This window comes from Niallia nealsonii (assembly GCF_002835805.1).
GTDB classification, from domain to species: domain Bacteria; phylum Bacillota; class Bacilli; order Bacillales; family Cytobacillaceae; genus Niallia; species Niallia nealsonii.
In genome coordinates this window covers 1-23,392 of the sequence record NZ_PISE01000023.1, presented here as the reverse complement: position 1 = coordinate 23,392, position 23,392 = coordinate 1, and the positions used below count along the sequence as shown (strand labels likewise).

General features: G+C 33.7%; 23 protein-coding genes and 1 riboswitch. Of the genes, 7 read left to right on the top strand and 16 right to left on the bottom strand.

The window, feature by feature from the left end:
• Positions 1 to 22: 22 nt before the first annotated feature.
• The 13 genes from rbsK to CWS01_RS11750 form a co-directional block, all read right to left on the bottom strand.
• Positions 23 to 946 carry a ribokinase gene (rbsK, locus tag CWS01_RS11810; protein WP_101177405.1) on the bottom strand — a complete coding sequence of 308 codons (924 nt, stop codon included), beginning with the start codon at positions 944 to 946 and terminating at the stop codon, positions 23 to 25.
• Positions 947 to 1,179: 233 nt separating this feature from the next.
• On the bottom strand, positions 1,180 to 1,506 hold the full coding sequence (locus tag CWS01_RS11805) for an antibiotic biosynthesis monooxygenase family protein (protein ID WP_101177404.1): 327 nt from the start codon (positions 1,504 to 1,506) through the stop codon (positions 1,180 to 1,182).
• A 255-nt stretch (positions 1,507 to 1,761) separates the two neighbouring features.
• Positions 1,762 to 2,838, bottom strand: a complete 1,077-nt coding sequence (locus CWS01_RS11800) for a hypothetical protein (RefSeq protein ID WP_101177403.1) — start codon at positions 2,836 to 2,838, stop codon at positions 1,762 to 1,764.
• A gap of 142 nt (positions 2,839 to 2,980) precedes the next feature.
• Positions 2,981 to 3,511 carry a dihydrofolate reductase family protein gene (locus tag CWS01_RS11795; RefSeq protein ID WP_101177402.1) on the bottom strand — a complete coding sequence of 177 codons (531 nt, stop codon included), beginning with the start codon at positions 3,509 to 3,511 and terminating at the stop codon, positions 2,981 to 2,983.
• A 138-nt stretch (positions 3,512 to 3,649) separates the two neighbouring features.
• On the bottom strand, positions 3,650 to 4,450 hold the full coding sequence (locus tag CWS01_RS11790; RefSeq protein ID WP_101177415.1) for a pentapeptide repeat-containing protein: 801 nt from the start codon (positions 4,448 to 4,450) through the stop codon (positions 3,650 to 3,652).
• Positions 4,451 to 4,896: 446 nt separating this feature from the next.
• Complete coding sequence (locus tag CWS01_RS11785; RefSeq protein WP_101177401.1) at positions 4,897 to 5,097, bottom strand: DUF3658 domain-containing protein; 201 nt, start codon at positions 5,095 to 5,097, stop codon at positions 4,897 to 4,899.
• Positions 5,098 to 5,285: 188 nt separating this feature from the next.
• On the bottom strand, positions 5,286 to 5,561 hold the full coding sequence (locus CWS01_RS11780; RefSeq protein ID WP_157827634.1) for a DUF1835 domain-containing protein: 276 nt from the start codon (positions 5,559 to 5,561) through the stop codon (positions 5,286 to 5,288).
• A 95-nt stretch (positions 5,562 to 5,656) separates the two neighbouring features.
• A complete protein-coding gene (locus CWS01_RS11775) occupies positions 5,657 to 5,842 on the bottom strand; it encodes a hypothetical protein (protein WP_101177399.1) in 186 nt (61 codons plus the stop codon).
• 215 nt (positions 5,843 to 6,057) lie between these two features.
• The gene (gene lepB, locus CWS01_RS11770; protein WP_101177398.1) at positions 6,058 to 6,609 is read right to left on the bottom strand and encodes a signal peptidase I; all 552 of its coding nucleotides are present in this window, start codon (positions 6,607 to 6,609) and stop codon (positions 6,058 to 6,060) included.
• Between the two features lie 19 nt (positions 6,610 to 6,628).
• Entirely contained in the window at positions 6,629 to 6,868 is a 240-nt protein-coding gene (locus tag CWS01_RS11765) for a hypothetical protein (protein WP_235852035.1), read from the bottom strand.
• 128 nt (positions 6,869 to 6,996) lie between these two features.
• Positions 6,997 to 7,590 (bottom strand): DJ-1/PfpI family protein, encoded by a 594-nt coding sequence (locus CWS01_RS11760; protein ID WP_101177397.1) that lies wholly within the window; start codon positions 7,588 to 7,590, stop codon positions 6,997 to 6,999.
• Positions 7,591 to 7,865: 275 nt separating this feature from the next.
• A complete protein-coding gene (locus CWS01_RS11755) occupies positions 7,866 to 8,510 on the bottom strand; it encodes a VanZ family protein (protein ID WP_235852034.1) in 645 nt (214 codons plus the stop codon).
• Between the two features lie 186 nt (positions 8,511 to 8,696).
• A complete protein-coding gene (locus CWS01_RS11750) occupies positions 8,697 to 9,089 on the bottom strand; it encodes a nuclear transport factor 2 family protein (protein ID WP_101177395.1) in 393 nt (130 codons plus the stop codon).
• A 311-nt stretch (positions 9,090 to 9,400) separates the two neighbouring features.
• Here CWS01_RS11750 and CWS01_RS11745 point away from each other — a divergent pair, with 311 nt between their 5' ends.
• The 5 genes from CWS01_RS11745 (at position 9,401) to CWS01_RS11725 (ending at position 16,249) form a co-directional block, all read left to right on the top strand.
• Positions 9,401 to 10,090, top strand: coding sequence for a response regulator transcription factor (locus CWS01_RS11745; protein WP_101177394.1), 690 nt, complete (start codon positions 9,401 to 9,403; stop codon positions 10,088 to 10,090).
• Complete coding sequence (locus CWS01_RS11740; RefSeq protein ID WP_101177393.1) at positions 10,087 to 11,091, top strand: sensor histidine kinase; 1,005 nt, start codon at positions 10,087 to 10,089, stop codon at positions 11,089 to 11,091. The genes CWS01_RS11745 and CWS01_RS11740 overlap by 4 nt, the downstream gene beginning before the upstream one ends.
• Before the next feature lie 99 nt (positions 11,092 to 11,190).
• Positions 11,191 to 11,952 carry an ABC transporter ATP-binding protein gene (locus tag CWS01_RS11735; protein WP_101177392.1) on the top strand — a complete coding sequence of 254 codons (762 nt, stop codon included), beginning with the start codon at positions 11,191 to 11,193 and terminating at the stop codon, positions 11,950 to 11,952.
• Positions 11,942 to 13,888, top strand: coding sequence for an ABC transporter permease (locus CWS01_RS11730; protein ID WP_101177391.1), 1,947 nt, complete (start codon positions 11,942 to 11,944; stop codon positions 13,886 to 13,888). The genes CWS01_RS11735 and CWS01_RS11730 overlap by 11 nt, the downstream gene beginning before the upstream one ends.
• Positions 13,889 to 14,260: 372 nt before the next feature.
• Positions 14,261 to 16,249, top strand: a complete 1,989-nt coding sequence (locus tag CWS01_RS11725; protein WP_101177390.1) for a bifunctional diguanylate cyclase/phosphodiesterase — start codon at positions 14,261 to 14,263, stop codon at positions 16,247 to 16,249.
• Positions 16,250 to 16,693: 444 nt separating this feature from the next.
• Here the strand turns inward: CWS01_RS11725 and CWS01_RS11720 are convergent, their stop codons facing one another.
• Positions 16,694 to 17,416 (bottom strand): YebC/PmpR family DNA-binding transcriptional regulator, encoded by a 723-nt coding sequence (locus CWS01_RS11720; protein WP_101177389.1) that lies wholly within the window; start codon positions 17,414 to 17,416, stop codon positions 16,694 to 16,696.
• Positions 17,417 to 17,828: 412 nt separating this feature from the next.
• On the opposite strand from CWS01_RS11720, the gene CWS01_RS11715 reads away from it, so the two are divergent.
• Together CWS01_RS11715 and CWS01_RS11710 are read left to right on the top strand one after the other, a co-directional pair.
• Positions 17,829 to 18,563, top strand: a complete 735-nt coding sequence (locus CWS01_RS11715; RefSeq protein ID WP_101177388.1) for an AAA family ATPase — start codon at positions 17,829 to 17,831, stop codon at positions 18,561 to 18,563.
• Positions 18,564 to 18,643: 80 nt separating this feature from the next.
• On the top strand, positions 18,644 to 19,126 hold the full coding sequence (locus CWS01_RS11710; RefSeq protein ID WP_101177387.1) for a hypothetical protein: 483 nt from the start codon (positions 18,644 to 18,646) through the stop codon (positions 19,124 to 19,126).
• Between the two features lie 210 nt (positions 19,127 to 19,336).
• Here CWS01_RS11710 and CWS01_RS11705 read toward each other — a convergent pair whose 3' ends face one another.
• Positions 19,337 to 20,188 (bottom strand): YitT family protein, encoded by an 852-nt coding sequence (locus CWS01_RS11705; protein WP_407938562.1) that lies wholly within the window; start codon positions 20,186 to 20,188, stop codon positions 19,337 to 19,339.
• A gap of 424 nt (positions 20,189 to 20,612) precedes the next feature.
• Positions 20,613 to 22,904, bottom strand: coding sequence for a 5-methyltetrahydropteroyltriglutamate--homocysteine S-methyltransferase (gene metE / locus CWS01_RS11695; RefSeq protein WP_101177386.1), 2,292 nt, complete (start codon positions 22,902 to 22,904; stop codon positions 20,613 to 20,615).
• Between the two features lie 235 nt (positions 22,905 to 23,139).
• A riboswitch (cobalamin riboswitch) is annotated at positions 23,140 to 23,333 on the bottom strand.
• Positions 23,334 to 23,392 lie beyond the last annotated feature (59 nt).

Below are 23,392 nucleotides of genomic sequence, written 5' to 3'. Positions count from 1 at the left end.
ACTCAACAACTTACTCGAACGCTTACTTTTTTTCCTTTATTAAAAATGCCTCGATTTCCTCTTTAGTTGGCGAGGATTGCTGTGCACCAAATCGAGTAACCGAAATGGCTGCTGCAGCAGAAGCAAACTGCAACGCTTCTTTTGCCGACATATTCATCATAGTGGCTTGTGCATATGCACCAATAAATGTATCTCCTGCCGCTGTCGTATCAATAGCATCCACATGATAAGCATCTGTATAAACAGTTTCCCCATTTGTTCCATAAAAATAGGATCCATTTGTTCCTAAGGTAATTAATACATTACGAACTCCATCTTCTATTAATAATTTTGCGGCTTTTTCCGCCGTTTCCTTATCTTGAATTCTCAGCCCAGTAATAATTTCCGTTTCTGTTTCATTTACAATCAGCGTATCTATTTTTGCCAATAACTCTTTTGGAACTTTATATGCTGGCGCAGGATTCCAAAAAATAGAAACTCCCCTTTTTTCCGCCTCCTTAATAAGCCATTCATTTGTGTTTGTATGTAATTCATTTTGCAGCAATAATGATTCGTAGTTTTCCAGCCTATTCAAATAGGGAGCTAGATCTTCCTTCGTCAATTCGGTATTTGCTCCTCCTGAAAGTATAATCGTATTTTCTCCTTGTGAGTCAAGCGTTATAAAGGCTAATCCAGATGATATATTTTTAGTAATAACATAATCTGTATTCACGCCGTATTTTTTTAAACTCTCTTTTAACTCTTTAGCAAATACGTCTGACCCAACTGCACCAATCATCGTAACAGCGCCACCGGCTTTTGCGGCAGCAACAGCTTGATTTGCTCCCTTTCCACCAGGAATATATGACACGCCGCTTCCTGCTACTGTTTCTCCTGGCAACGGATGTTTTTCCACTTTATTGACAATATCCATATTAATACTTCCTACAACTAGCATTTTCTTCATACTTTTCACCTCATATCTTTTTCAATAAAAATAGTAACCTATTCATTTCCTATTTCATAGACATTGTAAACATCCTAGGAATCATCTATCTATACTATACAAAACCTGATTATTGAAAACTATTTGCTTTATGTATTTCTGCATAAAAATAGTAAAACAGCCTTTTTAAAAACTGTTTATCTTCATACGCACATGCCCCCTATATTCCATACCGCCTCCTTTTCTATGCATTTTTACATTTCAAAAAAACGATGTCTTTCCACCTTGCAGACTCTCAATGAAAACGTTTGATACCATTCTTTTTTGCCTCTTTCTTGAGCAATCTGGTGTGCTGTGTGATCTTTCCATTTTTGAATATCCTCTACTGATTTCCAGTAAGAAACTGTTATCCCTAAATGTTCGTCCCTTGCACTTTCCACTCCTAAAAAACCTTCTTGTTTTGCAGCCAATTCCACCATCTTTTCTGCCATTTTCCCGTAGCCATTCTCTTCATCTGTTCGCTGTGATGAAAAAATAACTGCATAATAAGGAAGTTCTAGTGTTTTTATTTTTTGTGTCATCTTTATCCCTCCAGTTAGAACTATTTATAGACAAACTCCCAATAGAACATAAACCCATGTTTTTTGTCAAAATCTTTTTCAATTATATCTATTTTTTTCCTTAGTCAAACCATACATATATTCCATTAATTTAGTGTTATATTCTTTTTGTCTTTTCGATTCATTTATACTTAGTTGATATATAAGCTTTTTTAAATGCCATCCGTTTACGATATTCTCATTTACTTCCTCAGATTTGGTTATGTTTGCTATCTATCACTCTATATTCCTTTTTGCTTCTTCTAGTTTTGTATAAATTGCCGCGATAAATTCTTTGGGGTAATCTGGACGAAGATGAACTTTTTTTATTTGTTTTTTAAACCCATACATGAATTTGGCTACTTCGAGATGATAAAACTCTATTTCTACAGTTGGTTTCTCTTGTATAAAATCAGGAAGCATCGCTTCTAACAGGTGCTTTTTTTCGTTTTTCGCTATTTTTTCAGGACCTTGATAAGAACGAACGCTCTTAATGGCTCCCAATGGAACTGTCATTTTTTTTGTCAGGCCAATCTGTAAATGGACGTGATTATTTGTAATAATAAAAGGGCATAATTTAATGCTCTGCATCTCTGCTACAAGGTAGATTAATGTATAGATGTTTAAAGCAATGGCAATTACTGCTGCCACTTCGGTCCATGCATGCAGAAGGAAATGAAACCCTACTGATTCAATAATCAGCGCATGGATAAGCATCACATAAAATGCAATGGCACTGGTTTTTTTATGGTAAGTGAATGCTTTCCCATCTTGTATAACAAGGGGTTTACTTCTCCACGAAAAAAAACAATAATAAACCATAGAGATTTCAGAAACCATCATTTCAATAAAGCGAGACGATTTTATATGAATATTTATCGCTTTTTCCAGCCTAGAAGAAAATATCGGAATATCCATTCTATTTGTTCGGTAGCTTTTGATGATTGGGACAAGTTTTTTTATAAACTGAAACACAATGTACAGTTCTACAAGTAAAAAGGCTGCTTCACCAGCAAATATTAGATATCTTACCAAATGAAATGATGAAAAATAATGTTGAGGTATTATAAAAAGTGCTGCGGCATAGCTTGCAATCACTACATAAAACAAGTATCTTAAAGAATAGCGCTTTCTAATAATTAAAAAATAGATAATTAATGGGATGGTAATAAGAAAATCAAGTAATGATCCGAAAACAACTTCTTTTGGAAGCTGTGGTAAAAAATCTACATGGTAAATTAAAATATTGGAGCTTAATACAGCGGCAAGCAATACACAAAGCCATCCAAACCTTTGTTTTGGCAATGCCCACATTGGCAATCTCCTCCTATTTCCAAAAACAGTTACTTTTTAAATTTTACACCATTTCTGCTTCTTATCACATACTGCTTCACATCAAACTTTACATAAAAAAGACCTATTCCCTTAATTAGATAGGTCCCTTGCAAAAATACGGTTAATTTTTCACTTCATAATGAAGTTCTACAAATTGATTAAATGTTTTAATTCCTTTCAAGGATAAATCCAGCTCATATTCTCCTTCTTTTAATAAAGGAATTCCTTTACCAATTATTGCTGGAGCCATAGTTAAAATAAGTTCATCCACTAACTTTTCTTTTACAAAGGAAGTGATTAGTTCCCCACCGCCAACTAGCCAAATATTTTTGCCTGACTGCTTTTTTAAATCGGTAATAAAAGGAAAAATATCATGAGTAATAAAGGTCGCATCCTCTGTTGAGGAGGAAGATGTTCTGCTGAACACATAACATTCTTTTCCTTTGTACGGGAAATCTGCTAATCCTTGTTTTAAAATCCAGTCATATGTCTTTTTCCCCATTAGCACTGTATCAACTGTCTCATAAAAAGCAGAATAGCCATTATCTCCTTCTCCTTCTACTCGAAACAGCCAATCTAATGATTCTTCTTTTGTTGCTATATATCCATCTAAACTTGTTGCAATATAAATAATTAATTTGCGATTGGCCATGCTTGGCAACCTCCTTGCTTCCCTTCTTTAAACAACTAGTTTTGAGTTGTATTGATATATTTTCGGTATTCGCTGTCACTTCTAATTTATCTGCCGTTCTTTTCTTTTTTCCGCTGTCGGCTATAACTTTTCTCCCCATCATTGCCAATGGCTGGGTAAAGTTAATCCTTTAGGCAGCTTTGTATGGCGATCCCCAATTGCTGCATTTACTTGCGCTTGTGTAAGAAAAATACTTTCCGTTAAGTTTGCACCTGATAAATCAGCATCGCGCATATCAGCGCCAATAAAGTCCACTTTTCGCAAATCGGCTCCTCGCAAATTTGCAGCAATCAAAAGGGCTCCTCTAAGACTCATGCCTCTAAAATCTGCCCCTTTTAAGTTAGCCCCTAAATAGTCCATTCTGTTTTTCTTTTTATTTGTGCTCTTGCTCGTTTTGCGGACAAGTTCGCTTGCTTGTAGCAGCACCTCATTAACAGTAGCCCGATGTGCCGGTATATCAAGCGCTAAAATTTCCTCAGGAGATAAAAAAGTGAGCTCTTCTGTTTTCTTTAAACTGTTTTGCAGCAAAACATGAATCGATTTTGTTTCAGAAAATGTTAGCGCTTGATTTAAATAATAGAGCATCTCATGCAATTGCTGCACGATTGGAAAAACATTAAACATTTCTATGGAAAGTTCAGGATAATCCCTCCAATCTTTGTCACTGTAAATATGTTGGGAAACTTTTTGGCCAGCACCAAAACATTCATATGCTGTACATCCTCTAAATCCCTTTTCTCTTAAATCTGTATGTATACGGCACTTATTGTCTGTTTGCAGATTCGAACAAGGCGTACCGCCATCTTTAGAAAAGGCAAAATCACTTGACTTGGCATAAGGAAGCGCCACACAGCATAAACCAAAACAATTTGTACAATCTGAATGATACTCTTTTAACATTACATTAGACAATCTTCACACATCCTAACCCATTAACAAAACTCATTCTTTAACACCCATTTTTTTCAAATAAATACTTTATCTTCTATTCTATCTTCTTTTTTAATTTCCAACAATTGTATGGTTTTTGTTTTTATTTCTAGCAAACTTTGTTTATATAAACCGAGAAGAAGATTTGCAATATCTTTTAGCTCTATTCCAAAGCAACGATTTCTATTAATACTTCTTTTTCGGCGAGAACATTCGCTGCTTGTTTCCAGTTCTACATGTACTGCAAAAGGTTGATCTGCAAATGTATCTTTTATTAAATTAAGTGCAGTAAAATTTTTTGTGAATCTATCTGTAATTCCATCTGGTTTTCTTCTTCTTTATCTACTATCGCAATTTGATGCTGTAAAACCTCATTGCTTTTGGTACACCCTCTATTTCAAAAACTCCCTCTAAAATCAATTGTCTGACACGATATTCAAAAAAGCATCTACATGATATTGAGGCAAATTTCCAATCACTTCCCCTATTAAGCGGGCTGATGGCATAAAATCTTTTTGTCTTTGCTCGTCATGAAGCTTTTTGGCCGTTTTAATTAAAGAATCATCATAAAATGTTTCCTCTACACCTAAAATATGGCCATTATTCCAAATTGGCAAGTTTCCTTCTGCACTTGCCTAATCTTCCCATTCTCTCTCCAATTCTTTTCTATCTTTCTTTGTTAATAAAAGAAAAAATTGGGTATTTTTATAGATTTTCTGTATATTCTCTGATAGAAGCTCTCCTGATGGACGAGGACAAAATCTATCAGGATGTTTCTCTAAATTATGATAAGCTTTAATTGTATTTATGCAATAAATTGGGTTTTCTTTTCTTTCAGTAAAAATAATGCCATCCTTAAACCAATTTGTTCATGGGCATTATCGCATGTCCATATATAGATTGGTATCTTCTCTGAAATAGTATTCAGTTTAGAATGTACTTCTCTCATATATTTAGCTTGTTGCTCCCACTCATCCTCTTCAAACAGGAGATGGTTTTTCAGCCAATAGTTTCGATTAGATAAACCAGGTTCTTCATGCAAATTCCAAATTGGCCCAATCGAAAAATTGTCGGCAAACACAAGCACTTCCTCCTATTCGCCCTGTCCATCTCCTTTAATGCCATTTCGGCCTTCCGATACTCCGAAGACAAGATAAACCTTTTCTGTAGTTTCTTCTAACTTTTTTTATATTCCATCAATCGTATTAGATTAGTATAAATTCTATCCATATCTTCCAGCAATTCTGCTTCTTGATAATTCTTTTTTTTTACACTATCCATTTGGATAAAAAGATCAAACAATACTGTTTTTGCTTCGTTTTCTGGAAGGTTTTTAATCATATCTTTTATTTTATTTCTCAAATTCGTTCACCTCCATATAATATTTTAACATTTTTTATATTTTTTGGTAAATTATTCTTTTTTGTTTTTACTGAAAAATAACATAACGAATATTGAAAAAATTTTAGTGAAGATAGATTGATAAAAAAATAGAAATTATGATTCTAACTAAAAAAACAGCGCAATATAAAAAAGATGGCAAGTCCATTTCAATTACTTGCCATCTTTTCTAAAAATTATTTAGTCATTTGTGCATCTTTTAGCGGCCAATAAACAAGATTGGTGCTGCCGACAACTTCATCAAAAGAAATCACTCCAATTTCCCGGCTGTCTTTACTATTTCTGCGATTATCTCCCATTACAAATAATGTATTTTTCGGGACTTTGTCAAATCCAGTATAGTCTTTTAACGTAAAATTTTCAGTCAGCAGGGCATCTGCACCATATTGTTCTTTTATTTCTTGTTTCTTTTCTATTAAATAGTCTTCTTTATAGGCTTTTCCATTGATGTACAGTACATCATTTTTATATTCAATCGTATCTCCAGGCAGCCCAATTACTCTTTTAATATAATCATCCTGTGCTGTTGCATGGAATACGATAATATCAAATCTTTTTGGTGTGCCAATTTTAGAAACAACCATTCGATCTTCATTATTTAATGTCGGCTCCATTGATTCTCCGTCAACGACAATTGGTGTAAACACAAATGTGCGAACAACAATAGCAATGGCAACGGCCACAAAAATAGACTTTCCCCACTCAAACAGCTCTGATTTCTTTTTCATCCTTTTATTCTCCTTTTATTTATAGACTATTTTTTAGCAGAAGGGTAACTTTTGCCATCTCAGCAGGAGAAAAAGTTAGTTTATAGTTTTCCCCTAACTCATCTTTTACTTTTTCTGTTAAAATTAGTCCCTCCTTATTATGATTCGATTCTAGTTCTACCCCATTAAGAACTAATACATCTTTCTCCATATCGAACCATTCTCCATACTTCATCGCCCATTTCTCTAATTCATCTTTCAATTCTTCAGCTAGAGGCAAATCTTCTAGCTCCAAATTACAGCCGCAAACATCGCACCAAATTGGATCTGTCCCAAAATCTCCCTCTATTTTTATATCATATCAAACCTGTTTTTCACAAAAATATTGCAGCATATCCATTACCTTCCCTATAATACTATATTATATTCCATTCTTTTGGCTGTTTGCCTAGCAATATCTCTGCCTAATAATCTCGCTACTAAATGAAAAGACATATTAATTCCGGCCGAAATGCCCCCAGATGTGAGAATCGAACCTTCATCAGTAAATTTCACCTCACGCTGTACTTGAACCGATGGAAATTCACTTTCTAAGCGATCGATATCCATCCAATGAGTCGTAGCTTTTCGTCCATCCAAAATGCCAGCTTTTGCGAGCAATAGTGCCCCTGTGCAAACAGATGCTGTAATACTTGCCTTTTTATTTTGATCTTGTATCCATTTTATAATATTTGGATTATTTATTTCCTTTGTTTCTGCCCCGTATCCCCCAGGTATAATAACAATATCTAACACTTGATGATTGGAGAAGCTATAATCAGGACATACCTTTAGTCCATTTCTCGCTGTAATTAATTTACCTTTTTCCGAAATCGTTTTAACAGCAAATGGACTGGCTGTCATTTCTGGTACATTTGCCAAAGAAAAAACTTCAAATGGTCCGGCAAAATCTAATACTTCCACCTCGTCAAAGAGTAATATTCCAACAGTTTTTTGTTTCATTATTATCTCCTATCTTAAAGCAATGGATTATTTTATAGATTTTCTAATGTTAGTTTACTTTTTCAACCACGTTTATTATAAATATTTCGACTTACATAGAAGGGAAAATCTTTAAACATTTTCATCTTCACAATTCCCAGTTATTTTTCTATGCATCTTTCATTATTAATTATTCCATTTTCATTTTACTAAACCTTTATTTTTTCCAAAACAAATTTTTCATACACTAACAAACTGCCTCCTCCACTTATCATAGAGTAGGCAGCCTTTAAAATTTAGCACCCAGCTTTTTCCTTGTTTTCTGTTAACATAGGATCTCCTCTGTTTAACTTTTGCAATGCTTTTATCTGAAACCGATTTGCTAGTTTAAAAATTGCAGCATATACAAAATAGCCGAGCATTGCACCAAAAACATTGCAAATCACATCATCCACATCAACTGCACGTATAGAAGATCCTGATAAAATTTCAAAAAATTGTATTCCTTCAATAAAAATAGATAATAGCATTCCTAAAAATAACATACTTGATAGGTTTTTATACTGGTGCCAAATAATCGGTGCCAATACTCCTAGTGGCATAAAAAGCAAAATATTGCCGCCGACATTGCGGATAATGAGACTGGACATAAATAGGGCATCTCCATCATACGCTATCCCAATTTGTTCGATGCTTTTAAGTATGGAAACCAATGGAATAATATTTACGCTATACTTTAACCCCTCTAAACTAACAATATTATAAGCATAGATAGGAAATAATGTTACAGATACAACTAGCAGCATATATACTACAAACAGAAGTTTTACTGCTTCCTTGAGCCAATAGATTGGTTTCTTTTTATATGAAACGGCTAACTTTATGCTGACTCCAATGATGTAAATACATACTCCTATGTATACAATTAAGCTACTATACAACCTCTTTTTCTCCTTTCTATCTCCTTTTACCGAAAACCTTATTTTACCAAAATAGAAAAAATAACAAAACTCTTTTTTTGTAAAACAAACCTTCTTATCTATAGTTAGACGAGATAGAACCTTGGGAAGTTTTTCTATTTGTTTTTTTGTGCAAAAAAAAGCATCGTCAAAGACCATGCTTTTTTTCTATATTAATTTAATAATATAAGAAGTTATTTCTTTTATTTTCCCCTTTTTCCCTGCACTGGTGAATTGATAAACATGACAAAAAGCATAGTTATGGTGATTTTTCATAAGCACCATCCCATTAACAAATCCTGTATTTCCATGGGTAATAATTGTCTCTATATGTATTTCAGTTGGCTGATCTGTATGGTCATCTATTAGTGCTTGTTTAACTTGCTCTTTTCCACTTATGCTAGTTTGACCGATATTATTCCAAGTTATATTATCAGCGAGCTCTTCTAATATGGAAGTAATTTCTTTTAAAGCAAATGCCATGCAGACTTCCTTTAATACTTGCTTTTTAGGAGCATTGCCGCAGTCTATTGGGCAGATGATTTTTATTTGATTTTCCATTGTTCCTCCTTATTTTTAAAAACTATTCTTTTATTTTATGCTTTTGATATAAGCGGAGCAGTAATAAAAAATAGCCCAAAAACAAAGATACTACTGATATAAACAATTATTTTTCCACTATCTTCCTACTCCCTGCTTTCACTTTTTCTAATTCCTTTATTCTACTATAATCCCCCTGATAAAAAATCTACCTTTCAAAAATTTTCTCTATTGGAAAAAAATTCATAATTATAGAGAAAAAAGCGGAATAGACTAGCTTCTCCTAGCTATTTTCGCTACACTAAAAAAGAATAAAAAAATGTGGTGATAAAATGTTTAAACTATTAGTAATTGAAGATGATCAAACCTTATACAAAGAATTAAAAACACGTTTAACAACTTGGTCATATGATGTATATGGCATTACAGATTTTGCTGCTGTTATGCAGGTTTTCTCTGAAGTTAAACCTGATTTAGTCATTATTGACATCCAATTGCCCATGTTTGATGGCTTCCATTGGTGCCGGATGATACGCAGCCATTCAAATGTGCCAATTATTTTCCTGTCATCAAGAGATCATCCAACAGATATGGTCATGTCCATGCAGCTTGGTGCAGATGATTTTGTACAGAAGCCTTTTCACTTTGATGTACTTATAGCAAAAGTACAGGCTCTTTTGCGGCGTGTCTATAATTATAGTGTGGAAAAACTGGAGCTGAAATCATGGTATGATGCAACCATTGATTTTGAAAAAAACAGCGTTGTGACAAATAATGATAATATCGAATTAACGAAAAATGAACTATACATATTAAAAATCCTGATTGAACATAAAAATAAAATTGTTACAAGAGATCATTTAATTAACAGTTTATGGAATGACAAACGTTTCATCAGCGATAATACATTAACCGTTAACGTAAATCGGCTGCGCAAAAAACTAGATGAAATCGGGCTTGGCAAATATATTGAAACAAAGGTGGGCCAAGGCTATATAGCGGTTGAAGAGGGTGAACGATGATTATCAAATTTTTAAAAGAAAAACGGAGCTGGATTCTCTTTATCCTCTTTCTCCAGGTGCTTAACCTCTTGATTGCAAGTATGGATAAAACGATTTCCTTGCAATCCATGATATATATTTGTTTTTTAGCCATCATTTTTTTTGTGATTTTTTTGATTATTCGTTATCAAAAGGAAACCGCTTTTTATAAAAGCCTTGCCGACAGGGAAGACAATTTAGACATGAGCAATTTGCCTTTTCCTACCAGTCCCTTTGAAGAAATAATGGAAAAAAGCATCGTTCAGCAAACAGAACAGCTAAAAAAAGAAATCCAGCAACATTCTACCCAATTAGAGCAAGAAAAGGATGAACTGTTAAGTTGGATTCATGAAGTAAAAACACCGCTTACCGCCCTTCATCTTATTATCGAAAGAATAGAAGATCAAAAGCTAAAAACTGCTTTAACGTATGAATGGCTGCGCATCCATCTCCTTTTAGATCAGCAGCTGCATCAAAAACGAATTCCATTTATGCAAAATGACTTATATATCGAGACAATAGATTTAGAAACAGTAATTTTTGATGAAATTCGCACATTGCAATCATGGTGCATGCAAAAAGGAATTGGCTTTGAAGTGGATTTAACTGTTTCTGCTGTGTTAACAGACAGCAAATGGCTTGCCTTTATTTTCCGGCAGATTTTTACTAATGGGGTGAAATACAGCGAAAATGCTGATATTATCATACAAAGCACTATAAAAAACGAGCAAGTAATTGTAGAAATCCAAGATTTTGGAAGAGGAATAGAAGCACATGACTTGCCGAGGATTTTTGATAAAGGCTTTACATCAACAGCCAATCATCATAACCAACAATCTACAGGCATGGGACTTTATTTAGTGAAAAAAGTCGCAGAAGCGCTCCTTATCCATATAGACGTGAAATCTGTTGTCCATCAAGGAACAACCTTTACTTTAACTTTTCCGAAAAAAAATGATCTTGTTCAAATTACAGGCATGTGACAAAAATGTCACATGCCTCTTCTATTTGTTCGCCAAAACGCAGGAAGTAATCGCTGGAAGTTTTTATAATAAAGCTATCAAATAAGGAGTGTGGAGCAAATGACTATTTTACAAGCAAATAAAATTCATAAAAGTTATGGCAATAAATTTAATAAGCAAGAAGTATTAAAGGGAATTGATCTTACCATTCAAAAAGGAGAGTTTGTCAGTATTATGGGGGCGTCTGGTTCAGGAAAAACAACCCTGCTTAATGTGCTTTCTTCTATTGATAAAGCGACTAGCGGTTCGATTCTGATTGAAGGAAATGAAATAACAAACATGAAAGAAAAACAATTAGCTGCTTTTCGCAAAACAAATCTTGGCTTTATTTTTCAAGAATATAACTTGCTCGATACATTAACAGTGAAGGAAAATATTCTTTTGCCATTATCTATTACAAAAACAGCCAAAAGTACTGCTCAGAAAAAATTTGATGAACTTTCTAACGAACTTAGCATTGCACCATTAAAAGATAAATATCCAAATGAAATTTCCGGAGGACAAAAACAGCGCACCTCTGCAGCAAGAGCATTTATTCATGAGCCGAGCATTATTTTTGCCGATGAACCGACAGGAGCACTTGATTCAAAGTCGGCATCTGACTTACTAAATAAATTAAGCAAGTTAAACCAAAATCGCAAATCAACTATTATTATGGTGACACATGATCCTGTTGCGGCAAGTTTCACCAACCGTGTTATTTTCATTAAAGACGGTCAAATTTATACCCAATTAAATAAAGGGGAACAATCCAGACAAGACTTTTTCCAAGATATTATGAAAACACAAGGAATTTTAAGCGGGGTGCAATATGAGCATTAATCAGTTAATTTTCCGCAGTTTGAAAAAAAATATTAAAAACTATTATTTATATGTATTTGCCCTTATTTTTAGTGTCGCTCTTTATTTTTCTTTTGTCACACTGCAATATGACCCAGCCATGGATGCAACAAAAGGAAGTATAAAGGGTGGCGCAGCTATCCGTACGGCTTCGATTCTATTAATTGCTATTGTTGCCATCTTTTTGTTTTACGCCAACAATATTTTTATTAAAAGGCGCAGTAAAGAAATTGGTTTATTTCAGCTAATCGGGATGACAAAAGGGAAAATATTCTGCATCATCAGCACAGAAAATATTATGCTGTACTTCGGCTCCCTTACAATCGGCACATTTATTGGATTTGCCGTTTCCAAATTGATCAAATTGATTTTATTTAAGATTACAGGAATTGATCAAGTTGCTTCATTAACCTTTTCCGGACAGGCGCTGGCACAGACCGTTCTCGTATTTGCTGCTGTCTATCTCTTTATTATGCTAATGAACTATTTATTTATTAAAAGACAAACGATTCTAAGTCTATTTAGCGTCGCTTCTTCTTCAGAGGAAAGAGTAAAAAAAGTATCGGTTTGGGAAATGATTTTCGGCATTTTCGGCTTACTTTTAATTGCTGTTGGCTATTATCTTTCATCCAAATTATTTGACGGCGATTTTTCAGAAATGACTGAACTATTTGCCGTAATGATTGCTATTCTTGCATCTGTAATTATTGGAACCTATCTTTTTTATAAAGGATCTGTTACGTTTGTATCGAATTTAATTCGCAAAAAGAAAAACGGCTATTTATCGATTAATGAAGTGCTGTCTTTATCTAGCATTATGTTTCGCATGAAAACAAATGCCATGCTTCTTACAATTATTACAACTATTTCTGCACTGGCAATCAGTTTGTTAGCGCTCTCTTATATTTCTTATTATTCTGCCGAAAAATCTGCTGCCGATAATGTTCCGGCACATTTTTCCTTTACAAATACAAAGGATGCAAATATGTTTAAGGATGCACTCGCGGAAAAAAATATCGACTATCAAGAAACAACCATACCGGTTTTACAGGCGAATGTGGATATCAGCAAACTATTAGCATCATCGCCAAAAGGATTAAATTTTGATCCGAATGTTACAGCACTCGCGGTTGTCAGCGACAAAAACATCAAAGGCGTCAATGTAAAAGCAAATGAAACCCTTTTTACAGGCTATAATGATGCACTGGCAAAATTTATGCCTTTAAAAAGTTCCGGTGCTGTCACCTTAAAAACAAACAAGGAATCAATTTCTCTTCATTATATTGGACTTGATTCTCCAACTATTGTTCCATATATTTTCACAAGCGGCGGCATGCCAACCGTGATTGTTGATGAAACGATTTTTAGCAAATTGGTGAAAAGCCCAGAAAAAACTATTCAAAGAGTAACCTCTCTTTATATTGGAATGGACATAAAAGATAAAACAAACATAAAAAAAGCAAATACTCTTTTTGCTAGGCTTGATTTTCAAGACAAAGATTTGAATATTTCTCGTCTTGATATGATAGATTCCAACAAATCAAATATGGGGCTAACCATGTTTATTGTCGGCTTTTTAGGATTAACTTTTCTGATTACCTCTGGCTGCATCCTTTACTTTAAACAAATGGGCGAAGGAGAAGAGGAAAAATTCAACTATACGATTCTTAGAAAACTTGGCTTTACCCAAGGAGATTTACTGAAAGGAATTCAAGGGAAACAATTATTCAACTTTGGCATTCCATTAATAGTTGGTCTTTTGCACAGCTATTTTGCCGTCCAATCAGGCTGGTTTTTCTTCGGCACTGAATTATGGACGCCAATGGTTATTGTCATGGTTTTATATACCATTCTCTATTCAATCTTCGGTGTACTTTCTGTATTTTATTATAAAAAATTGATTCATGCGGCATTATAAAAAGAAAAAAGCCTCTTGGTGAAGGTCTAATCCTGACTTTGCCCAAGCGGCTTTTTTTCCTTCCTCCTACTCTCCTGCATCTTCATTAGAATACATTTAGAAGCACCTTCCAAATCGGAAAGTGAGCGGAACATTCACCAAGCTTTTTATAGTTTAGTAAGAGAATAAGTATCCTGTTCTTTTTATTTTGATTATGTTAAAATAAGTAATCAATTTTCTCCCCTTCTTCAACCATGTAAAAACAGATTTTGTTACATAATCTTTGGTTCCTCAAATCGAGGCATGGTTTGCTAATGGGGAGTTTAGTCCATTAGCTACTAGAAAATATTTAATATACATATAAGCTGAATAAAGAATTGCAGGAGATCAATTATGACAAATTCATACATAAAATCCATCTGTGACTATCTGATGAAAGATTCGTTGCTTGGCTTTTTTTATGTGGAAAATGGCAAATTCCACTATTCAAATAACCGATTTGAGGAAATATATGGTTATAATAAAAAAGAGTTAATGAAAATGAACTTAATTGAACTTATATATGCGGATGATCGAGATATTATTAGTAAAACCAACGAACTGCATTTGGAAGATGAAGTAAGAAAAGATATTAATATTGTATTACGCGGGATAAAAAAATCTAGAGAAATTATCTATACTGAAATTCATGGTGTTAAAAAGCAGATAAATGACTTTTCTATTGTTTTTTTCGGCACAATTAGGCAATTAAACGAAAATGAAGTGAATAATAATCGAATTGAAACTGTTTTAGAGAGTATAACAGATGGTTTTTTTTCATTGGATTATGATTTAAAAATTAAATATGTTAATAACGCAACCGAAAAACTTTTAAATGTGAAACGTGAAAATATCATTGGTACTCCTATTTATGAGGCACTTCCCAATAGTGATATAGATAACTTTGTAAAAAGATACAAACGTTCTCTTTTGTCGCTTAAACCAATTACTTTCGAAGAACTTTTTAATAATAGATGGTATGATGTAAGAGCATTTCCTTCTACAGAACGATTATCAGTATACTTTAGAGACATCACAGAACAAAAAGAAGAAAACCAGAAAATGCATTTTATGGCATATTACGATTCCTTAACAAAATTACCTAATCGTAATTATTTTAAGGATTATATTTCTAGCAAATTATTGACTGATGGGGAACAAATTCCATTTGCAATTCTGTTTATTGATTTAGAACGATTTAAAATCGTAAATGATACATTTGGACATGCAATTGGGGATCTTTTGCTGCAGCAAGTGTCTGAAAGGCTTAGCGAATGTGTAAAAGCAGAAGGAATAGTTGCTCGCTTCTCTGGTGATGAATTTTTAATATTATTAGAAAACGCAACCAAAAATGAAATATTATTTCATATTAAAAGAATTATCGATTCATTCTCAGAACCTTTTCTTATAAAAGAACATGAAGTTTTCACTTCCCCTAGTATTGGTGTTAGTCAATATCCTAAAAACGGACAAAGTCTTGAAACACTTATAAAACATGCCGATATAGCCATGTATCATGCGAAAAAGAACTGGAATGATAATTTCACTTTTTTTAATCAGAATTTAAGTGATTATTATACACGAAAAGCCAATATAGAGAACCATTTAAGAAAATCCTTAATGATGGAACAATTACAAGTCCATTACCAACCGATAATTGAACTAGACAGTGGCAAAATTTTCGGATTGGAAGCTCTTGTCAGATGGGAGCACCCCAAAATGGGTATAATCTCTCCAGAAGAGTTTATACCGATAGCCGAGGAGACTGGATTAATAATTGATCTTGGAAACTATGTGCTTCAAAAAGCCTGCAAGCAGCTAAAGATATGGCAGGAAAGTGATTTTGACTTAATCCATGTTTCCGTAAATATTTCCACAAGACAGTTGGAGCACAATCAATTTGTTGAAAATGTTATAAAAGTATTAAAAGAGACAAAATTAAATCCTATGCATCTCGAATTAGAAGTAACGGAAAGTATCGTACAAAATATTAAACATTCTCAAAAAATTCTTAATGAACTAAAAAATATAGGGGTTAATTTATCCATAGATGATTTTGGTACTGGCTATTCTTCTTTAAATATCTTGCACCACTTACCTATAGACAAACTGAAAATAGACAAAACGTTTATTAATGACATTAATACCAATGATTATGCTTTGGTTAAGACCATTATTGAAATGGGACATAACTTGAATTTTAGCTTAATTGCAGAAGGAATAGAAAATGAACAACAATTAAATTTATTAAAACAATATAAATGCCAATATGGACAAGGATATTACTTTAGTAAACCCCTACCAGCTAATGAAATTGAAAAATTACTCCTCAAGAAAAAGTAAATTGTGAAGAGGCTTAGTAAAAAACATGGAGATTTTTAAAATGAATTTCAGCTTAATTGAATCGCACTAAGTACTGAAATAACTAGGATTATGGGGGATTTACAACCACAATTTTGACCAAAAAAATATAAAATGAAGGTCTTAGAGCTTATGTTTTGGAAGTTTACTCAATAAAATTATTCTTCTAGCCACTTCTTTTTTTGACAAACGAAGTGGTTTTTTATTGCATTTTTCCTAATAAAATTATATTTGCTATTTATTTGTATCATATCTCCAAATAGAAAACGTTCGTTTAGCATAATTTTTAGAGCGAATTTCACCATGTATATTATCACTCTTGAAAAAATACTATTAATACTTAACGTTTTTTACTGTTCCAATCTGCTGTTGATTTAATAAGATAAGCAGACCTTATGTTTTGAAACATAAGGTCTGCTTTTTATCTTATTCCCCTAAATCCACATTATGGTAGACTTGGCGAACGTCTTCCAAGTCTTCTAGTGCATCAATCATTTTTTCAAATTGTACTAATTGATCTTCAGGAAGAGTTACGTCATTTTGCGCTAACATCGTTAATTCTGCTACTGTAAACTCTGTTACTCCTGCTTGTTTAAATGCTTCTTGTACAGCATGGAATTGATCTGGTTCTGCATAAACAACAACGGAATCTTCTTCTTCTGCAATAATGTCACGTACATCAACATCTGCTTCCATAAGAAGCTCTAACACTTCTTCTTCATTTTTGCCTTCTACTCCGATAACCGCTGTTGCATCAAACATATAAGAAACAGATCCGCTTACCCCCATGTTTCCGCCGTTTTTGCCAAATGCGGCACGAACATCTGAAGCTGTGCGGTTCACATTATTTGTTAATGCATCTACAATTACCATAGATCCATTTGGTCCAAATCCTTCATAACGAAGCTCATCATATGTTTCTTCTGATCCGCCTTTTGCTTTTTCAATCGCACGGTCAATAATGTTTTTTGGCACACTATATGTTTTCGCACGCTCTAATACCACTTTCAGCGCTTGATTAGATTCTGGATCTGGCTCCCCTTGTTTGGCTGCTACATAAATTTCACGGCCGAATTTAGCATAAATACGACTAGTATTAGCATCTTTTGACGCTTTTTTCTCCTTAATGTTGTTCCACTTACGACCCATTATGAACACTCTCTTTCTACAATTAAATCTTCAGCACTTTATTATATCTAGAAATATAGCACTTCTTCAATGGTTTCTAAAGAAAGTTCAAAAGATATTGCTAAAATCCCATTGTAAAGGCTATTTTTATCAGTTTATATTATACAGGAAAAGATGCATATGTTCAGCAATTAAATATTTCAGCATTTTTAATAGGAAAAAGACCTTCTGCTTTGAAGTTAAACCCTTTTTATGCAAACTTCTTCAAGTACAAACAAATGTTCTGTTATAATCAATAATATATATAAAGAAATTATTTTTGATTATTCCAGATAAAAATCTATTCAATAAACAGTAATAGTACCCTAAACTATTAGGTGTCCATACTAAATAATTAGTGAAAACAAAAGCGCAGAAGAAATGAGGGAAAACCATGTTCTTAAAAAAAATTAGTGTATTAAAAAGTGAAATTCCAGCGAAAGAAAAATATCCCTTTTCGATCCCTGCGATAAGAAACTTGAATTCTCTTGATTTAACGAGCAATATAACTTTTTTTGTCGGAGAAAATGGATCAGGAAAATCAACGCTGCTAGAAGCTATTGCCGATAAGTGCGGGTTTCATGCAGCAGGAGGAAGCAGGCATAATCAATATGATGTTCATGGCGCTCACTCCGATTTAGGAGACTATCTTCGGCTGTCTTGGATGCCAAAAGTAACAAATGGTTTTTTTCTGCGTGCAGAGTCCTTTTATCATTTTGCTACATACCTGGATAAATTGGAAGAAGACCCTTATACTAGATCGAATTATCGCCATTATGGCGGCAAATCCTTATTGGAGCAATCCCATGGCGAGTCTTTTTTGTCCCTTTTTTTAAATCGTTTTTCTGGACAAGCAATCTATTTGTTAGATGAACCGGAAGCCGCTCTATCGCCGCAAAGACAACTTACCTTTCTGCGAATACTGCATGATTTAAACAAAACACAGCAGTGCCAATTTTTAATTGCCACACACTCCCCTATTCTATTGGGTTATCCACATGCAAAAATTTGGAGCTTTGATCATGGCAGTATAAAAGAGATCGACTATGAACAGACCGACCATTATCAAATAACAAAATACTTTTTAAATAATCGGGAAAACATGCTAAAAGAATTGTTAAAAGACTGAATTTCTTTCTTTCCAATTAAATGGATATTTTTCAACTATTTAACCAATATTAGAAATACCCATTTATAAGGAGAAAACATATGATTGGTCTACTAATTGTCGTTGCACTATTTAATTTTCTTGCAATAAAACTGAATAAAAGGTTAAATGCTAATCGTGTCCTGCATATATGGATGTTTACAAGCACTTTTCAATTGTTATTTGATATGTTTGTTGACTTTAAATATTTAGGATATTGGTATTTCACAAAAGAAATCGATTGGATATCAATACTTTATATTATTTTTTTAGTTCAGCCAGTCAATATTATTTTTTTAAATTATTATCCATTTAAAAAAAAGATACACAGCAGAGTAATCTTTATTTTGGGTTTTAACGTACTTATATTGCTGTACGAAAAAATTGCTTTACTTCCTGAACCATGGGGATATTTTCATTATGGCTGGTGGAAGATTTGGTATTCTGCAATTATTAATCCCATTTTACTGATTTCCCTCATTCTTTATTATCATTATATTGTTTATTTAGAACAAAAAATCATTAGACATTCTCGTATTCAATAGATTTCGAACGCACTTTCAGTCGATAAGTGTGCCTAGATTTAAGAGCGCCTTTTATCTTAAACTGTCCTGTATCAAAAAATAGATATAGGGGGTACATGCATTTAATTAACATACATTCTCCCTTCTCCCAATTGAATTTACCATAAAACCCCTGAGTCGTATATTCTAAAAAAATAGACTGTTTTCCATCTGAATCAGATGGAAAACAGTCTATTTAGAAAGTTCCAAAAAGCCTTTACCAAACACATCCCGCACATCATGAATGGTAATAAAAGCCTGGTCGTCAACATCTTTTACAATTTTCTTTAAAACCACCATTTCTTGTTTACTTATCACAATATAAAGAATTTCTTTCGCATTTTGTGTATAAAATCCTCGGCCATACATAACAGTAACGCCACGATCCATTTCTTCATTTACTCTTTCTGCAATGGCACTTTGTTTTGCCGATACAATCATGACCGCTTTTTTCGGATTTAATCCTTCTATAATAAATTCCATTACCTTTGTCGCGATATATAACATAACAATTGTAATCATTAATCTTTCCGCACCGATAATGAAATAAGAAGAAAAAGCAACAATTAAATCAAAAAACAACAAAGAAAAACTAACATTCCAGTCTAGATATTTGTTGGCAATTCTCGCTAATATCGTGGTGCCAGCAGTGGTTCCCCCAACCTTTAAAATCATGCCAATTCCAACACCTGCCAATATGCCGCCAAATACCGCATTAATGACTACTTCATCTGATGCAATCCGCCAATTTTCCGTAAAATGCAAAAAGAAAGAATTAAACACTACTGCGATAATCGTATAAATACATGTCAGTTTATCTAAAAACTTGTATCCAATAACCAATAAAAAGGCATTAATAGTAAAATTGACAATTCCAGGTGCCCAATGAAATAAATAATATAAAATAATGGTAATACCTGTTACTCCACCTTCTCCAAGATCATTTGGAATAACAAATACATTTACTGCAACAGCAAATAAAAAAGAACCAAAAACTATGATAGCAATATCTTTCCATTTCATTTCACTAACTAATTTGCTCATATCTCTCTCCATATATCCATTCTTTTAAAAATGTTCATTTGTCATAAAAGGCATGTCTTACCGATTTATATCATGTTTTTTACATCTTTGTAAATCATTTTTTAAAGAAAAAGCATATTTTTCAAAAATTCATGTAGAAGAATAATGAACTCCGAGTTTGAGAAGGGTAAATGGCATTGAACCTTTAATTGTTTACCTGAAATCACTTGGAATTATTTATACAGAAGAGGAAATCCATGCAATTAATAAAAAAAATGATTCCTCATCAAAAACCAATAAAAAATCTTCTGATTTTTGACTTAGATCATATTAATTGGTGGCTAGAACATAACGAAAGATAAACACTTGAGGACTTTCCTTACATCATAAGAAATAGGATAATTGGTAAAAATGCTAACCAATTATCCTATTATCTACTATTATATTAAACTTTAGCGGCAAATAGTTTTTTTCTCGTCTCTTTAGCTGCTTCAACCATTACTTTTAATGCTTCAATGGTTTCATATTCTCCTCTTGTTTTTAAACCGCAGTCTGGATTAATCCAAAATAATTTAGGTTCAAGCACTTGAAGAGCCCGATCAATATTACGGGTAATTTCCTCTAATGCTGGAATACGCGGGCTATGGATATCATATACGCCTAAGCCTATTCCTTTGTCATAAGAATTTTCTTCAAAGGAAGTAAGCAATTCGCCATGGCTTCTTGACATTTCAATCGAAATAACATCCACATCAAGTGCTTCGATGCTGTCAATAATATCTTCAAAATCTGCATAACACATATGTGTATGAATTTGCGTATCATTTTCCACAAATGCAGTTGCAAGTTTAAAGGCGTAAACAGCATTTTGTAGATATGTTTCTCGTTTTTGCTGTTTTAGTGGAAGTCCTTCCCGAATTGCTGGCTCATCTACTTGAATCATATTGATTCCATTGTTAACTAATTCTTCTACTTCTTTGCGCAGCGCTAATGCAATTTGATTGGCTACTTCGCTTCTTTTTATATCATTGCGGACAAATGACCAATTTAAAATGGTAATCGGTCCTGTCAGCATTCCTTTTACAGGCTTTGAAGTTAACTGCTTTGCATAAACTGTTTCTTTTACCGTCATTGGATTTTGGAACGCCACATCCCCAAAAATAATTGGTGGTTTTACACAGCGAGACCCATAAGATTGTACCCAAGCAAATTTTGTAAACTGGAAGCCTGCTAACTTTTCTCCGAAATACTCAACCATATCTGTTCGTTCAAATTCGCCATGAACCAATACATCCAATTCCAATTCTTCTTGGATACTAATCCATTTTTTGGTTTCTTGTTCGATATATTGTTCATATGCCTCTTGTGATAATTCCCCTTTTCTCCATTTTAAGCGTTGCTTTCTTACTTCTTGTGTTTGCGGGAAACTTCCAATGGTTGTCGTTGGCAATATCGGCAATTGAAATACACTCTCTTGGATAGCCATACGCTCTGGAAAAGCTGCTTGTCTTTCTGCTGCAAATGTCTGCAAATGATTGATATTGTATTGAACATCCTGATTATTGCGATAGGAAGACTTTTGCAGTGATGTTAAAGCGTTTGTGCTTTCTTGTATTTCAAAAGAGATTGCTTCTTTCCCTTCCGCTGCCCCTTTTGCAAGAAGAGTAAGTTCCGTTAGCTTCTCATCAGCAAAAGCTATCGCTTCTCCCACTACAGGTTCTAATTGTTTTTCATTAGCTGCTGTTACCGGTACATGCAGCAAACTGCAAGATGCTTGAATAACTAAATTCTCTTTTGTTACCACATCAAGTATTTCATCTAAAAGCACTAATGTTCTCTGCAAATCATTGCGCCAAATGTTTCTGCCGTCCACTACCCCTGCAAATAATACTTTTTCTTGTGGAAAACCATATTTTTTTAATGAAGTTAAATTTGCTCCTTCATCATATACAAAATCTAATCCGATTCCATCTACTGGAAGTGAGACAACTTGCTGATACTGGTCGATGCTTTCAAAATAAGTTTGCACATTAATTTTAAGAGATGGTGCCGCTTCTTTTAATGTTTGATAAACAGTTTGACATAAGACAAGCTCTTCTGCTCCAATCGTTGTCGCAAGGATCGGCTCCTCGATTTGCACCCATTCTGCACCTGCCAAAGACAATTCCTGCAAAATTTGTGCGTATAAGGGAACTAATTGCTGAACCACTTCCTGCCATTTGTTTTCTTCATAACCTTTTGCAAGCTTAACAAAAGTAATTGGCCCAATCACAACCGGTTTTCCTTGAATTCCTAATTTTTCTTTTGCTTCTTGATAAAAACGAAGAGGACGATTATCTACAAGTGTTGGCGTTAATCCATCAAATTCGGGAACAATATAATGATAGTTCGTATTAAACCATTTTGTCATTTCAGATGCGACTGCCTTTTTGGATCCTCTTGCTATGCTAAAGTACTGATCTAAAGAAACTTCGCCGCCCTTATAGTCAAAGCGTTTAGGGACAAGGCCAAACATTGCTGCCGTATCAAGCATATGATCATAAAAGGAAAAATCTCCAACAGGAATAAAATCAATTCCTTTTTCTTGCTGCTTTTTCAAATGAGTTAATCGAATGGTTTCCATCTCTTTTAGAAAGGTTTTTTGTTCTAGTTTACCTGCCCAGTACTGTTCTAATGCTTTTTTCCATTCTCGATTTTCGCCAATTCTCGGATATCCTATATTTGAACTTTTTACCATGATTTCTCCACCTCTAATTAATTTTTTTTTCAAAATAGCACTAGTTTATAACGGAATAACTTTTTGTTTTATAAGCCCTTTTTATAAAAAACTCTTTCAGCCGATCTAACAAAAATAAAAAATCTCTCTTTTCTACTAGAAAAGAGAGATTAAAAGGCATAACAAATATAACTGAGATTAAACATTTTCTCAGACAATTTCTGTTTTCACCTCCCCCCCTATATCCACGTAGAGTACAAGTTTGATACAATAGGCAGGTCTCCTGACTTAAGATCATCGCTTCTTATCTCTTCCCATTATCTATTTTGACAACAGTGAGTTTTTATAAGTTGCTCCCTATCACAGTGGCGGGACCGTCCCGGATTTGCACCGGACTTCCCTTTTAAGCAATGCAGCAAAACCGCATGCACCTATTGCATATATGTATTCAATTTTCTGAAGAAAAAAAGTTATCCTCACTTTCTTTTTCTTCAGACAACAAGCCTCTC